Here is a 14830-nt window from a genome sequence, read left to right as displayed (position 1 = left end):
ATATTGCACTCAGCATCGATGCGAAGGTGGCGGAATTGGTAGACGCGCTAGCTTCAGGTGTTAGTGTTCTTACGGACGTGAGGGTTCAAGTCCCTCTCTTCGCACCAAGCTGGCGACGTAATATAAATCAAAGCAACGACATCGACTGTGCGAAGGTGGCGGAATTGGTAGACGCGCTAGCTTCAGGTGTTAGTGTCCTTACGGACGTGAGGGTTCAAGTCCCTCTCTTCGCACCAATTGATGATCTCTCCGGTAGTTCCTTCGAAAAAATCCCAACGCATTGATGATAAACACGCCTAAGCGTGGTTTTGCCGTTTCCGGCGTTTACGCGAAGCTGAAGTTGAGGCTGATTGCCGCCAGGCCGCCCGCCAGCGCCATGCAGGAAGGCAGCAGCAGATAGTGACGCAGCCGGCTGTTGAACAGCATCACCAGCGTCGCCAGCATCGCTATCACAATCAGGGTGCGCAGCTGCATCATATTCAGATCGATCAAGGCCAGCAGCGGCATCAGCGCGCACGGCAGCAAAACGCCCCAGGCGCTGGCCAGGCGATCGCCGAGGCACCAGCTGACGCCCCACAGTCCACACGCGGCAATCATGGCGGTGAGCATGATAACCCCCCTTTAAGTGATAATGATAACCAATATCATATAACACTTTTTTGGCCGCCGCATCATTTTCACTGCGGTGACCAAACCCAGATGACACCAGCATGAAAAAATGATAATTTGACATAAGAAAATTCCTAGTCCTGTTTGCATGATAATAATCACAATCATCAACCATGCAACTTCCGTGGATATTTCGCGCCGAGGGAATGCTTCTCAACCTTAATTATTCGACAGAACGACTTTGCAAAGAGTGACCTCCGTATGAACGCCCGTTCTTATCAGGAATTACTGAACAGCAAGCAGCGCCTGGCATTATTTCTTTTTCTGGTGATGAATGCCGCCTCTTCCGTATTTACGTTATTGTTCCCTTTTAGGGATACGCCCTCATTTACCCTACCTTTATTATGTATACCGCTATTTTGTCTGGCGGCGGCGCTATTCTCCCTGCAAACGCCGCGGAAATACCTCTGCAAACTCAACCTGTTCGCCAGCGTGCTCGGCCTGCTGTGGGCCGCCCATATTTACGTTAAAAGTCAATATTGCCTACCGAATAACCAAGATTTTTTATTAATTAGTTTGTTCAGCATCTTTTTTATCAGCGCTATTTCTCTGACGGATAACTTTACCGCCTTTTGTTTACACGCCGTGCCTTCCGCAATGGTGATCCTGGCTTTAGACGGTATGCATAATACCCTGCGGATATTATTCACCACGCTATTACCTATTATCGCTTTCTCCATCCACCACCTGATGTTGAAACGCAGTGAAATCTTTACCCACGCGCTGGTGGCCAACCTGTATAACGAACGGGACAAATTCAATAATTTAAGCATGCTCGATCCCCTGACCGGTCTTTATAACCGCCGCGGGCTGGAGAATAAGATCAACATGCTGCTGGAACCGCAAACCGGCCGCCACTACGTGCTGCTGCTGGATATCGACCACTTCAAGGTCTACAACGACAGCTACGGCCACGCGATGGGCGACCGGGCGCTGGTGCAGGTGGCGATCGCCATCCGCGATGCGGTACGTTCACGCGACATCGTGGTGCGCTACGGCGGGGAAGAGTTTTTGGTGCTGCTAACCAACGTGCACGAAGGCTACGCGGCGCAGCTGGCCGAACGGGTGCGCCAACGGGTGGCGGAACTGAACATCCCACACGGCGCCAGCCCGCAGCACAGCGGCACGCTGACGCTCAGCGCCGGCATCTCCGCGCTGGAAAAGCTGGACGTCGAATCGGCGATCGGCGCGGCCGACGCCGCGCTCTATCTGGCGAAGCACAGCGGCCGCAACAATATCCAGCTGGCGCAAAACGTCCAGCCCGCCCTGCTGCAGCCGCAGGAGTAACAGGTTCGCTAATCGACTTCCCAAATCGCCCTGCCCTGCCAGCGCCGTTCGATCGCCGCCAGGAACAGCTTCACCTTGGGGGAGAGATGGCGTCGGCTGGGGTAGACGGCGCAGATCGGCGGCCCCGGGCGACAATGGCGCTCCAGCACCGGCACCAGCGTGCCGGCCGCAATCTGCTCGCCGACCAGAAACGCCCCCACCTGGCACAGGCCGGCTCCGGCGACGGCCGCATCCCGCAAGGCTTCGACGTTGTTGAAACGCATCCGGCCACGCACCGGCTGTTCGTGCAGTTGGCCGTTGACCAAATAGCGCCAGGGCGCCGGCAGCCCCTGATGGCTGAAGACCAGCGTCTCGTGCTCGCCCAACGCTTCCGGTTTTGCAGGCGTACCGTGCCGCGCCAGATAATCCGGCGCCGCGCAGGTGATCAGGCGATGCGGCGCGAGCACCCGCCGCACCAGCCGGCTATCGTCGCTGCCGCCGACGCGGACAGCCACGTCGATGCCGTCGCGCACCAGATCGCTGTACTCATCGGAGAAGCTGACGTCGGCGTCCACCTCCGGCCACTGCGCCAAAAACTCCCGCAGAATCGGCAGGATATGCAATCGCCCCAACGAGACCGGCAGATCCAGCCGCAGCCGCCCGCGCGGCGTTTGCCGCCGCGTATTCAGCGCCGTTTCCGCCTCTTCGGCCTGCGACAGGATACGCTGCGCATACTCGTAAAACACCGCGCCGTCTTCGGTCAGGCTGACGCTGCGCGTGGTGCGCTGCAGCAGCCGAGTGGCCAATCGCTCCTCCAACCGGTTCACGCATTTGCCCGCCGCCGAGCGGGAGATGCCCAGCCTCTCGGCCGCCAGCGTGAAGCTGCAGGCGTCGGCGACGCGAATGAATACCAGCAGGTCGGTCAGGTTATCCAACGGCATAGACGGTAAATTAGCCACGATTTGTCCCCAATGTTGCGCATTAAGGCCAGTTTATCAGCCATTTTGGCGCGGATACACTGAGGCTCTTCATCTGTTGGGAGAGTCATTATGAGTGCCTTACACGCCGGCGGCGGCGCAAAACCCTGGCTGGCAACCTTCGCGATCGCCCTGTCCACCTTTACCGTCGTCACGGCAGAAATGCTGCCCGTCGGGCTGCTGACTCCGATCGTCAGCACCTTGAACGCATCGATAGGCCGCGCCGGGCTGCTGATTTCCCTGCCCGCCCTGTTTGCCGCGCTGTTCGCCCCGCTGGTGGTGCTGGGTGCCCGGCGCACGGATCGCCGCAGCCTGCTGATCGCCTTTCTGCTGCTGCTGATCGCCGCCAACCTGCTGGCCGCCGCCGCCACCTCCATGGCGCTGCTGTTTGCTGCGCGCATCCTGCTGGGCTTTTGCATCGGCGGCATCTGGGCCATCGCGGGTGGGTTGGCGGAACGTCTGGTGCCGCCGACTTCCGTCGGATTGGCGCTGTCCGTCATCTTCGGCGGCGTAGCGGCGGCCTCGGTGTTCGGCGTGCCGCTCGGCGTATTCCTCGGCGAAGCGCTGGGCTGGCGCATGGCGTTTCTGGCCGTCGCCGTCCTGGCGGCGCTGACCCTGCTCCTGCTGCTGTGCGTGCTGCCGCCGCTACCGGTCACGCAGGCGATAAGCTGGCGGTCGTTCACCGTGCAGCGCGCGAATCGTCGGCTGATGACCGGGCTGCTGCTGACGTTTCTGCTGGTCGCCGGCCACTTTATGGCTTACACCTTTGTCCGCCCGCTGCTGCAGATGGTCGCCGGCATCGAGGGCCGCTGGGTGGGTCCGCTACTGTTCGCCTACGGCGCCGCCGGTATCATCGGGAATTTCATCGCCGGCCAGGCCGCCGCCAAACGGCTGCGCCGCACCCTGGCGCTGATCGCCCTCGGGCTGGCGCTCGCCGTCCTGCTGCTGCCGCTGCTGGGCCACGCGCCGCTGAACGGCGGCGCCTTCCTCCTGCTGTGGGGCATCGCCTACGGCGGCGTTTCCGTTTCGCTGATGGCATGGATGCTCAAGGCGGCCCCCGACGCGGTCGAGGTCGCCTCTTCGCTGTATATCGCGCTGTTTAATCTGGCGATTTCCTGCGGTTCACTGGCGGGCGGGCTGGTGGTGGATGCAGGGGGATTGACGCTAAACGGCGTGCTGTCCGGCATCGTGCTGCTGCTGGCGTTGGCGATCCTGATGCGAACCCGCCCACAGGCGCTGACAACGGCGGCGAAAGCCGATTCGCCGCCGGGTTGAATCAGGCGCGGCGCTGCCGCAGGCCGTAAACCAGCACCACCGCGAAGCACAACAGCGGCAGCAGATAAGAGAGCGCGGTGCTGTAACGGTCAGCCAGCGCCCCCATAAAGTACGGCATGATGGCGCCGCCGACGATCGCCATGATCATAAAGGAGCTGGCGCGCTTGGTGTGTTTACCCAGGTTTTTCACCCCCAGGGCGAAAATGGTCGGGAACATGATCGACATAAAGAAGAATACCGCGATCAGCGCCACCACCGACACGCCGTCAACGCTCAGCATCACCACGCCGCACAGCGCGATGTTGATCAGCGCATAGGCCGCCAGCAGCGTCGCCGGTTTGACTCGCCCCATCAACCAGGTGCTGAAGAAGCGCCCAACCATAAAGCAGATCATGGCGATTGACAGCAGGTAAGAGGCGCTCTGGTTAGACACCTCGCGCCAGTGTTCGGTGGCGTAGTTGATGAAGAACGCCCCTACGCCCACCTGCGCCGCCACGTAGAAGAACTGCGTGATAACCCCGCCGACGAAATGCGGATGCTGCCACAATCCCTGCGCTATCACGCCGTGCACCGGTTTTTCCTCTTCGCGGATCGCCGGCAGCCGGGTGCGGCTGAACAACAGCGCGATCAGCAGCACCAGCACGGCGATCGCCACATAGGTCATCTTCACCGCGCTCTGATCGCCGCCGCCGGCGGACTGGCTGGCGGAGAAGAACAGCGTGCCGCCGATCAACGGGCCGATAAACTGCCCGAGGCCGTTGAACGACTGGGCCAGGTTGAGCCGCCGTTCGGCGCCCTGCGCGTCGCCCAGCACCGTGGCGTACGGGTTGGCGGCCGTTTCCAGGCAGCCCAAACCGCTGGCGATAACGAACAGCGCGAACAGGAACACGCCGAAGCTGTTGGCCGACGCCGCCGGCACGAACAGCAGCGCCCCCAGCGCATACAAACACAGCCCGACCAGAATGCCCGCCTTATAGCCCTTGCGGTCCATAAAGTATCCGGCGGGCAGCGCCACCAGGAAATAGGCGCCGAAATAGGCCGCCTGCAACAGCCCCGACTGCGCCTTGGTAACGTGCAACGTCTCCTGAAAATGTTTGTTTAATACGTCCAGCAGGCCATAGGACAGCCCCCACATGAAGAACAGGCTGGTGACCAGGATAAAGGCCCAGCGCAGATTGGCGGTCACGGCGACGCCCGGCTGCGCGGAGGCCGCACTTTTTTCAGCAAGCATGGTGATACCCTCGTATCGTCTGGCGATGATGATGTTGGCGTTATTGCTGTTGCAGAGAAAATATCCGCGCCATTTCCACCCATTTTTCGCCCTGCGGCGTCCAGGGGGTGGCGGCCTGGTAGTGCCACATCAGCGCTTCCCATCGCTGTACTTCGGGGTTGTTCAGGCTGGCGGCGTCAAAACGCGCGGCATCGAAATCGGCGCTGACCTCCACGATCATGAACAGCCGGGTGCCCAACCGGTAAATCTCCATGTCCAGAATGCCGTGCTCGCGCAAATGCGCGGCGATGCCCGGCCAGATGCGCTGATGATGCTGCTGGTACTCCGCAATCAGCGCCGGTGAGTCAATCAGATCGAGCGCCTGGCAGAAACGGCGCCGCCCTGCCGCCGCGCCGCTCACGTCAGCGCCCGATCGAGATGCAGGTAGCCACCGTCCACCGACAGCCATTGCCCGGTGGTATGCGACGACCGCGACGACAGCAGGAACGCCACGGTGTTGGCGATCTCTTGCGGCGTGGTCATGCGCTGCCCGAGCGGAATGCGCGCGGTGATTTTCGCCATCTGCCGCTGCGGCTCGGCGAAGGTGTTGAGCCAGCGCTGGTACTGTGGGGTGATCACCTCCGCCGGCACCACCGCGTTCACCCGCACGCCGTCATGGCGCAGCGACACCGCCCATTCGCGCGTCAGCGCCAACACCGCGCCCTTGGCGGCGGTGTAGCCGCTGGTGCCACCCTGGCCGCTGAGCGCGGTCTTGGAGGCGATATTGACGATGGCGCCCCGGCTCTCCTGCAGCGCCGCCTGGCACAGGTGCGCCATCAGGTAGTAGTGCACCAGGTTCTTTTCCAGCGAACCGACGAACGCTTCGCGCCCTGCCTCCAGCCCGACGCCGTCGTTGACCCCGGCGTTATTCACCAGCCCGTCGATACGGCCGAAGGCCGCCAGCGTCTGGCTGACCGCGCGGCGGCAGGCCGCCTCGTCGCACAGTTCGGTGAGGATCACCTCGGTGCGCGGCTGCAGCCGCTGCAAATCGGCCAGCAGCGCCGCCTCCGGCGCGGCGTTGGTGACCAGCACCGGGATCGCCCCTTCTTCGGCCAGCACATGAGCAATCGCCGCGCCGATGCCGGCACCGCCGCCGGTGACCAGCACCACCTTATCTTGCAGATACAGATCCATAACCAGACTCCGTTAAACCGTAAATTCGCCAGGCGGTGTCGCCCCAAATCGCCGCCTGCTCGGCGGCCCCCAGCGTCGACAGCGCCCGTTCGCACAGTTGCACCACCTGGCGGTAGTCGCCGGCCAGCAGGCACACCGGCCAGTCGGAGCCGAACATCAGCCGCTGCGGGCCGAACGCCTCCAGCGCGGCGTCGAAGAACGGCAGCAGTTCTTCCGCCTGCCACCGGCCACCCGGCGCCTCGGTGATCAGCCCCGACAGCTTGCAGGCCACGTGCGGCAGCGCCGCCAGCGGCCGGATTTGCTGCGCCCAGTGCCGCGCGCCGCGCGCGATGTCCGGCTTGCCGAGATGATCCAACACCAGCCAGTGCTCATCGTGGCGGGTGGCGAACGCCGCCGCGGCCGCCAGATGCCGGTGCGTCACCAGGATCTCGTACACATACCCGGCGCGCTGCAGCGTTTGCATGCCGCGTTCCACCTCCGGCCGCGCCAGCCAGGCCGCCGGATCCGCTTCGTCCTGCACCTGATGGCGCACCCCGCGCAGCGCGCTGTAAGGCCGCAAGGCCTCCAGACGCTGCGCCAGCTGCGGCGCGGCGATGTCCAGCCAGCCCACCACGCCGCATATGCCCTCGCCCTGCTCAGCCAGCGCCAGCAGGGCCAGCGTCTCTTCCTCGCTGGGGCGCGCCTGCACCGCCAGCGCGCCGTCGAAACCCTGTTCCTGCAACAGCGGCCGCAGCCGGGGCGGATCGAAATCCTGCCGCAGCATGCTCATTCGCTCGTCGATCCACGGGTAGTGCTGGGGGTGATAGCGCCAGTAGTGCTGGTGAGCGTCGATGCGCGGCATGCGATCCTCCCGCCTCACCCGCGGAACCGATACTGCGCGATCGACGACGGATGCATCTCGATCGAATAGCCGGGACGGCTCGGCGGCATGTAGGCCGCGCCTTTGATCACGCAGGGATCGATAAAGTGTTCATGCAAATGATCGACATACTCGATCACCCGGCCTTCATGGGTGCCGGCAATGCACAGGTAGTCGATCATCGACAGGTGCTGCACGTACTCGCACAGCCCGACGCCGCCGGCGTGCGGGCAGACCGGCAGCTGGTATTTGGCCGCCATCAGCATCACCGCCAGCACTTCGTTGACGCCGCCAAGGCGGCAGGCGTCGATCTGCACCACGTCTACCGCGCCGCGCATGATGAATTGCTTGAACATGATGCGGTTCTGGCACATCTCACCGGTGGCCACCTTGACCGGCGCCACCCCTTCGCGGATGCGGCGGTGGCCTTCCACGTCGTCCGGGCTGGTCGGCTCTTCGATAAACCAGGGTTTGGCGAACGCCAGATGCTTCACCCACGGAATGGCTTCGTCCACCTCCCACACCTGGTTGGCGTCGATCATCAGCCGGCGATCCGGGCCGATCACCTCGCGGGCGATGCGCACCCGGCGGATGTCGTCTTCCAGATCGCGCCCGACCTTCAGCTTCAGGTAGGAGAAACCGGCGTCGACCGCTTCCTGGCACAGGCGGCGCAGCTTGTCGTCCGGATACCCCAGCCAGCCGGCGGAGGTGGTGTAGCAGGGATACCCCTCCTGCAGCAGCCGCGCCAGGCGCTGCTCTTTGCCCTCGGCACGCTGCTTGAGCAGCGCCAGCGCCTCCTGCGGCGTGATGCAGTCGGTGATGTAACGGAAGTCGATGCAGCGCACCAGCTCCTCCGGCGTCATCTCCGCCACCAGCCGCCACACCGGCTTGCCGACCGATTTGGCCCACAGATCCCACACCGCGTTGACCACCGCGCCGGTCGCCAGGTGAATGGCCCCCTTGTCCGGCCCGATCCAGCGCAGCTGGCTGTCGCTGGTGAAGCGCCGCCAGAAGGCGCCCATGTCGGCGGCGATATCCTCCAGCCGCTCACCAACGATCTGATGCTCCAGCGCGCGGATCGCCGCGCAGCAGATCTCGTTGCCGCGGCCGATGGTGAACGTCAGCCCGTGGCCGCTGAGATCCGCACGATCGGTCTCCAGGATCACGTAGGCGGCGGAATAGTCGGGATCCGGATTCATGGCGTCGGATCCGTCCAGCCCCAGCGACGTGGGGAAACGAATGTCTTCAACCCGCAGTGCGGTAATGGTGGTCATGGCGGCGCTCCCGGTTAGGCCTGTACGGTTTGCTGGCGCTGTTCGCCCAGCCCTTCGATGCCCAGACGCATCGTCTGGCCCGCCCGCAGATAGATAGGCTGCGGTTTCTGCCCCATGCCGACGCCCGGCGGCGTGCCGGTGGAAATCACATCGCCCGGCTGCAGGCTCATGAAACGGCTGAGGTAGCTGACGATCTGCGGAATGCGGAAGATCATGGTGCTGGTGTTGCCATCCTGATAGCGCTTACCGTCCACCTCCAACCACAGGTTCAGGCTGTGCGGATCGGCGATCTCGTCGGCGGTCACCAGCCAGGGGCCGATCGGCCCGAAGGTGTCGCAGCCTTTGCCCTTGTCCCAGGTGCCGCCGCGCTCAATTTGATATTCGCGTTCTGAGACGTCGTTGATCACGCAGTAGCCAGCGACGTGACGCATCGCGTCTGCTTCGCTGATGTAGCGCCCGCCCTGGCCGATCACCACGCCCAGCTCCACTTCCCAGTCGGTTTTCTGCGAGCCGCGCGGGATCTCCACCCGATCGTGGGGGCCGACCACCGCGCTGGTCCATTTGTTGAACACCACCGGTTCCTCAGGAATGGCGGCACCGGTCTCCGCCGCGTGATCGGCGTAGTTCAGGCCAATGCAGATAAACTTGCCGATGCCACCGACGCAAGCGCCGAGGCGCGGCTGCCCTTCGACCAGCGGCAGCGTGGTGCTGTCCAGCGCACGCAGTTTGGCGAGCGACGCCGGCAATAACGCGGCGCCCCCCACGTCGGCGATATGCTGCGACAAATCACGCAGGCGGCCTTGCGCATCCAACATACCGGGGCGCTCTTGCCCAGGTTGCCCATAACGTAAAAGTTTCATGCCTTCCTCTCTCAAAAATGGCGGCTCAGTTGCTCCAGCCGCCGTCGATGATCTGCACCGTGCCGGTGGTGTATGAACTGGCGTCAGAGGCCAGATACAGCGCCAATTGGGCGATTTCCTCGGTGGTGCCGATGCGCCCGATCGGCTGACGGGCGACGAACGCCTGATACACCTCTTGCTCGCTGCGCCCCTGCTCGCGCGCCTGCTCGGCAATGCGCTGGCGCAGCGACGGCGACTCCACCGTGCCGGGGCAGATGGCGTTGCAGCGGATGCCCTGCGTGACGTAGTCCGCCGCCACCGAGCGCGTCAGGCCGATCACCGCCGCCTTGCTGGCGCTGTAAGCGAAGCGGTTCGGCACCCCTTTCACGCTCGAGGCCACCGAGGACATGTTGATGATCGAGCCTTTGCCGCGCGCCAACATGCCCGGCAGGAAAGCGCGGATCATGCGGAACATCGCGGTGACGTTGAGATCGAGCGCGAACGCCCACTGATCTTCGGTGCAATCGAGGATCGATCCGCTGTGCACCACGCCGGCGCAGTTGAACAGCACGTCGATCGGGCCGATCGCTTCCGCCGCCGCCGCGATGGCGGCCGGATCGGTGACGTTTAGCGTCAGCGCGCGGATCCCGGCAGAGCCCTGCAGGCGCTCGAGGTTGATGTCGCTGGCGATCACTTCAGCGCCGGCGGCGGCGAACAGCCTGGCGGTGGTAAAACCGATCCCTTGCCCGGCGGCGGTGATCAGTACGCGTTTCCCGGTTAAATCCATCTTGACTCCTCGGCCTAAAGGTCTAATGGTCAGGCCACTAAAGGCGGTTAAAGGTCAGGCCTCTAACATGACAAAAGACGCTTTACGCGTTATCGTTGGGTGAAGAAGTTAATAAAACAGCCTTGAAACCGCATTTCAATTAACCATTTTTTTACACTTGAATAACGATTACTCAAGCGCCTTGTCGCATAATTGTGCGCCAAATCACTGAACGCCGAATCGTCAAAGGTCAAAAATGCCGATTACCCGACTGGAAAACCCAAGGATTTACAGACAGATAGCTGACCAGCTCAAACGTCTTATCGAAAATAACGAATTTCCGCCGGGCAGCCGCCTGCCCTCGGAGCGCGATCTCGCCCAGCAGTTGCAGGTCAGCCGCGCGTCGGTGCGCGAGGCGCTTATCGCGCTGGAAGTGATCGGCCTGGTGGACGTCAAGGTCGGTAACGGGGTGATCGTGCGCTCGCCAACGCCGCTGGCGCCGTCGCAGGAGCCGGTGATGACCCAGGCCGGCCGCAACCAGTGGGCGGAGATCGACGACGAACTGAACATCGAGCTGGATTTCAACGCCGAGCTGCCGCCGTTTTCTCTGCTGCAAACCCGTCTGCTGATCGAACCGGAGACCGCCGCGCTGGCCGCGCGCCACGCCACCGACGAAGAGCTGGCGGGCATCCGCGCCGCCTACGAGCAGAACTGCCGCGATAACCGCGCCGGTTCCGCCACCCACCCCGGCGATCGGCTGTTCCACATCCGCATCGCCCAGGCCAGCGGCAACCCGGCCTATGCGTTCATCATCGGCCACCTGCTCGGCCACCGTTACGGCAGCATGTTCCGCGTGCTGCAACGCCACTATACGCCGGACGACATGCCGCACCGTTCCGAACTGGAACACCGGGCGATCCTGGCGGCGATCGAAGCGCGCGACGTGCGCGGCGCCCGCAAGGCGATGAAGGCGCACCTCGATGAAGTGATCGCCATTTTCGCCCGCGCGCAGTAGCTCGCCGGCGGTGAAAAAATTTTATCGCCACCGCTCTTTTTTCTACATGCAGCCGGGGCCCGGGCGCATTACACTGGGCGACGGATAAGCCCTTTCCCCGCTGCATTGTTAAATGGATAACGACCGTTGAAAAACTCTGTCTCCGCTTTATTGCTGGCGCTGGGCCTGTGCGCCGCGCCGCTGGCCGTGCAGGCCGCGCCTCCGCAGCTGGCTTCGCAAATCGTCGACCAGTATGCCGAACATATTTTCTACAACAGCGGCGCCACCGGCATGGCGCTGGTGGTGATCGACGGCAATCAGGTGGTTAACCGCAGCTTTGGCGATACCAAACCCGGCAACAACCTGCGCCCGCGCCCGGATTCGCTGATCCGCATCGCTTCGATCACCAAGCTGATGACCAGCGAAGTGATGGTGAAAATGGCGGCGGCAGGCCAGGTCAAACTGACCGACCCGCTGCGCAAGTACGCCCCCAAAGGCGCCTATGTGCCGGCTTACAACGCCGGGCAGCCGATCACCCTGCTGAACCTGGCGACGCACACCAGCTCGCTGCCGCGCGAGCAGCCGGGCAAGAAGCCGCCGAAAACGCCGGTGTTCACCTGGCCGACCAAGGCCCAGCGCTGGCAGTGGCTGGCGCATGCCAACGTCACGGTGCCGCCGGGCGTACACGCCGCCTACTCCAACCTGGCATATGACCTGCTGGCCGACGCGCTGTCGCGCGCCGCGGGCAAGCCTTACAACGCGCTGCTGAAAGAGAAAATCACCGCGCCGCTCGGCATGGTCGACACCACGCTGACGCCGAGCCCCGAGCAGTGCTCGCGCCTGATGGTGGCGGCGGCCGGCCCGAGCGCCTGCCGCGACACCACCGCCGCGGCCGGCAGCGGCGGCGTCTACTCCACCCCGCGCGACATGCAGCGCTGGATGCAACAATTCCTCTCCTCCAGCGCCAGCGGTCCGCGCAAAGCCACCGCCGCCAGCGAGCAAACCATGTACTTCCAGCGTCACGATCTGGTGTCGCTGAAGGGTATGGACGTGCCGGGGCAAGCGGATGCGCTGGGGTTGGGTTGGGTGTATATGGCGCCGAAGGACGGGCTGCCGGGCATCATTCAGAAGACCGGCGGCGGCGGCGGGTTCATTACTTACATGGCGATGATCCCGGCGAAAAACGTCGGGGTGTTCGTGGTGGTGACCCGCTCGGAGCTGAGCAAATTCACCAACATGAGCGATCCGGTCAACCGCCTGGTGAGCGATCTGGCGACTAACAAGAGTTGAAACGCGGGGCGCAGCAGGCTGCGCCCCAACGCCTCAGGCCGGCACCGCCATCGGGTGGATCACCGAATGGAAATTGCGCTTGAAGTAGATCAGCCCGTTGCCGGCTTCGCTCAGCGCGATCTGCTTGATCTGCACCAGGTACATCTGGTGGGTGCCGATGCTCTGGATCTGCTCGATCTCCCCTTCCAGGCTGGCCAGGGTATTGCGCAGCACCGGCTGCCCCAGCGCACCGAGCTGCCACTCTTCCAGCCGGAAGCGATCTTCCATGCTGACGCCGGTCATGCCGGCGAAGTGGCGCGCCATCAGCTCCTGCTCGTGGTTGAGCACGTTGACGCACAGCCTGCGGTTTTCCTGAAACACCGGGTTCATCGCGCTGTTGCGGTTGATGCACACCAGCAGCGTCGGCGGCGTATCGGTTACCGAGCATACCGCCGTGGCGGTGATGCCGCAGCGCCCCGCCGGGCCGTCGGTGGTGACGATATTCACCGCCGCCGACAGGCTGGCCATGGCGTCGCGAAAGCGCAGGCGCTGTTCATTTTCCTGAGACATACCACCTCCTCCTGAATTACTTCAGCAGATTATCCAACTGATTAATATCGTCATTGTTCCGCAGGTGCGGCACCTTCCAGCCGTGCTGATCGTAATCGGCCAGGCACTTGTCGACCATCTGCATCATGCGATCCATGTTGCCGGATCCCTGCGCGTGACGCAGGCACTGCAGGCGGATTTCATCCTGGCTGCCGGCGTAGTTGATCTCATACAGCTCGTGGCGGCCGCCGAATTCGCTGCCGATCGCATCCCACATCAGCTTGAGGATCTTGATGCGTTCGACGTGATCCATACCGTCCGATCCGCGCACGTAGCGCGCCAGGTACTTGTCGATCTCCGGGTTGTTCATGTCGCGCACGCTGGACGGCAGGTAGATCAGGCCGCTGGTGACGTTCTTCTCGATGATGTGTTTCACCTTGGTGTAGGCCATCGGCGCCATCACGCGGTAGGTCTGCAGCGCGGCGGAATCCGGCAGGTAGGCGCCGTTTTCCCATTTTGTGGCTTCGGCACACATCGCGTCGCTCAGCGACCAGAACAGGTTGCGCCAGGCCACCACTTCGCCCAGATCGGCCTGCACGCCGCGGAACTCCAGCACGCCGGTGCACGAGAGGCTCTTTTGCAGCAGCGCGGTGATAAAGTCCATCTTCACCGCCAGGCGCACGCAGGCCTGCAGCGGGAACAGCCGGGCGAAACCGCCCTGGGTGCTCCAGCGGCGGCAGCGGTCGAAATCGCGGTAGATCAGCACGTTTTCCCACGGGATCAGTACATGATCCATGATCAAGATCGCGTCGTTCTCGTCGAAGCGGCTGGTGAGCGGGTAGTCGAACGGCGATCCGGTGGCGCCGGCCACCAGCTCGTAGGAGGCGCGCGAAATCAGCTTCACCCCTTCGGCGTCCATCGGCGCCACGAACATCAGCGCGAAGTCCGGGTTATCGCCCATCACCTGCGCCGAACCGAAGCCGATGAAGTTGTAGTGGGTCAACGCCGAGTTGGTGGCCACCACTTTGGCACCGCTGACGATGATGCCGGCGTCGGTCTCTTTCTCCACCTGAATGTAGACGTCCTTCACCTCGTTGACCGGCTTGTGGCGGTCGATCGGCGGGTTGACGATGGCGTGGTTGAAATAGAGCCCGGTTTCCTGAATGCGTTTGTACCAGTGGCGCGCGTTGTCGGCAAACTGGCCGTAGAACTCCGGATAAGCGCCCAGCGCGCAGCCGAAGGCCGCCTTGTAGTCCGGCGTACGCCCCATCCAGCCGTAGCTTTGGCGCGACCAGTCGGCGATGGCATCGCGCTGCTGGCGCATCTCTTCCGGGCTGCGGGCGTAGCGGAAGAATTTGTGGGTATAGCCGCCGTTGCCGGTGTCGGTATTCCAGCACAGGCGATCCTGGCTGGCCGGATCGTGCAGCGCGTCGTACAGTTGGCCGACTGACGCCGCCGCGTTGCGGAACGCCGGGTGCGTGGTGACGTCTTTCACGCGCTCGCCGTAAATGTAGATTTCGCGGCTGTCCTGCAAACTTTTCAGGTATTCGGCGCCGGTGAACGGGCGTTTGCTGTCGGCACGAAAGTCTTCTGGTTTCATCGGGTCTTCCTCGTCATCGGCATTTTTCAGGCCGTGGATCCGGCCATTTGTTAAAATAATGTTTTCTTTTGGTTGCTTAATTGAAGCTG

General features: G+C 63.0%; 15 protein-coding genes and 2 tRNA genes. 6 read left to right on the top strand and 11 right to left on the bottom strand.

Annotation, left to right across the window (positions count from 1 at the left end):
• The first annotated feature begins 20 nt into the window (after positions 1-20).
• Positions 21-107 (top strand) — tRNA-Leu (locus V8N38_RS02790).
• A gap of 42 nt (positions 108-149) precedes the next feature.
• A tRNA-Leu gene (locus V8N38_RS02785) sits at positions 150-236 on the top strand.
• A gap of 88 nt (positions 237-324) precedes the next feature.
• Here V8N38_RS02785 and V8N38_RS02780 read toward each other — a convergent pair.
• Positions 325-609: a DUF1435 domain-containing protein gene (locus tag V8N38_RS02780; RefSeq protein ID WP_048233751.1), complete on the bottom strand. Its 285-nt coding sequence runs from the start codon at positions 607-609 to the stop codon at positions 325-327.
• A gap of 261 nt (positions 610-870) precedes the next feature.
• On the opposite strand from V8N38_RS02780, the gene V8N38_RS02775 reads away from it, so the two are divergent.
• Complete coding sequence (locus tag V8N38_RS02775; protein ID WP_060440803.1) at positions 871-1956, top strand: GGDEF domain-containing protein; 1086 nt, start codon at positions 871-873, stop codon at positions 1954-1956.
• A gap of 8 nt (positions 1957-1964) precedes the next feature.
• On the opposite strand, the gene V8N38_RS02770 is transcribed toward V8N38_RS02775, so the two are convergent.
• Positions 1965-2876: a LysR family transcriptional regulator gene (locus V8N38_RS02770; protein ID WP_147839763.1), complete on the bottom strand. Its 912-nt coding sequence runs from the start codon at positions 2874-2876 to the stop codon at positions 1965-1967.
• Between the two features lie 108 nt (positions 2877-2984).
• On the opposite strand from V8N38_RS02770, the gene V8N38_RS02765 reads away from it, so the two are divergent.
• Positions 2985-4187, top strand: coding sequence for an MFS transporter (locus V8N38_RS02765; RefSeq protein ID WP_147839716.1), 1203 nt, complete (start codon positions 2985-2987; stop codon positions 4185-4187).
• A 1-nt stretch (position 4188) separates the two neighbouring features.
• Here the strand turns inward: V8N38_RS02765 and fucP are convergent, their stop codons facing one another.
• The 7 genes from fucP to V8N38_RS02730 are packed head-to-tail and all read right to left on the bottom strand — an operon-like array spanning position 4189 to position 10350.
• Positions 4189-5418 carry an L-fucose:H+ symporter permease gene (fucP, locus tag V8N38_RS02760; RefSeq protein WP_033641777.1) on the bottom strand — a complete coding sequence of 410 codons (1230 nt, stop codon included), beginning with the start codon at positions 5416-5418 and terminating at the stop codon, positions 4189-4191.
• 40 nt (positions 5419-5458) lie between these two features.
• A complete protein-coding gene (locus V8N38_RS02755; protein WP_015376547.1) occupies positions 5459-5818 on the bottom strand; it encodes an L-rhamnose mutarotase in 360 nt (119 codons plus the stop codon).
• Positions 5815-6591: an SDR family oxidoreductase gene (locus V8N38_RS02750; RefSeq protein ID WP_087762950.1), complete on the bottom strand. Its 777-nt coding sequence runs from the start codon at positions 6589-6591 to the stop codon at positions 5815-5817. The genes V8N38_RS02755 and V8N38_RS02750 overlap by 4 nt, the downstream gene beginning before the upstream one ends.
• Complete coding sequence (locus V8N38_RS02745) at positions 6569-7432, bottom strand: amidohydrolase family protein (protein ID WP_147839715.1); 864 nt, start codon at positions 7430-7432, stop codon at positions 6569-6571. Before V8N38_RS02745 ends, V8N38_RS02750 begins: the two co-directional genes overlap by 23 nt.
• Before the next feature lie 14 nt (positions 7433-7446).
• On the bottom strand, positions 7447-8724 hold the full coding sequence (locus V8N38_RS02740; RefSeq protein WP_102985481.1) for an L-fuconate dehydratase: 1278 nt from the start codon (positions 8722-8724) through the stop codon (positions 7447-7449).
• 14 nt (positions 8725-8738) lie between these two features.
• Complete coding sequence (locus V8N38_RS02735) at positions 8739-9584, bottom strand: fumarylacetoacetate hydrolase family protein (protein ID WP_147839714.1); 846 nt, start codon at positions 9582-9584, stop codon at positions 8739-8741.
• A 25-nt stretch (positions 9585-9609) separates the two neighbouring features.
• Positions 9610-10350 (bottom strand): SDR family oxidoreductase, encoded by a 741-nt coding sequence (locus V8N38_RS02730; protein ID WP_102985482.1) that lies wholly within the window; start codon positions 10348-10350, stop codon positions 9610-9612.
• A 235-nt stretch (positions 10351-10585) separates the two neighbouring features.
• Here V8N38_RS02730 and V8N38_RS02725 point away from each other — a divergent pair, with 235 nt between their 5' ends.
• Both V8N38_RS02725 and ampH read left to right on the top strand, forming a co-directional pair.
• Positions 10586-11344, top strand: coding sequence for a FadR/GntR family transcriptional regulator (locus tag V8N38_RS02725; protein ID WP_060422250.1), 759 nt, complete (start codon positions 10586-10588; stop codon positions 11342-11344).
• Positions 11345-11470: 126 nt separating this feature from the next.
• Positions 11471-12613, top strand: a complete 1143-nt coding sequence (gene ampH / locus V8N38_RS02720) for a D-alanyl-D-alanine-carboxypeptidase/endopeptidase AmpH (RefSeq protein WP_141957911.1) — start codon at positions 11471-11473, stop codon at positions 12611-12613.
• A 33-nt stretch (positions 12614-12646) separates the two neighbouring features.
• On the opposite strand, the gene hpaC is transcribed toward ampH, so the two are convergent.
• Together hpaC and hpaB are read right to left on the bottom strand one after the other, a co-directional pair.
• Positions 12647-13162, bottom strand: a complete 516-nt coding sequence (gene hpaC, locus V8N38_RS02715; RefSeq protein ID WP_033636989.1) for a 4-hydroxyphenylacetate 3-monooxygenase, reductase component — start codon at positions 13160-13162, stop codon at positions 12647-12649.
• A gap of 16 nt (positions 13163-13178) precedes the next feature.
• The gene (gene hpaB / locus V8N38_RS02710; protein ID WP_019454961.1) at positions 13179-14741 is read right to left on the bottom strand and encodes a 4-hydroxyphenylacetate 3-monooxygenase, oxygenase component; all 1563 of its coding nucleotides are present in this window, start codon (positions 14739-14741) and stop codon (positions 13179-13181) included.
• Between the last annotated feature and the right edge of the window lie 89 nt (positions 14742-14830).

The organism is Serratia nevei, from assembly GCF_037948395.1.
In the GTDB taxonomy this organism is placed as follows: domain Bacteria; phylum Pseudomonadota; class Gammaproteobacteria; order Enterobacterales; family Enterobacteriaceae; genus Serratia; species Serratia nevei.
This window is presented reverse-complemented; position numbering and strand designations above follow the sequence as displayed.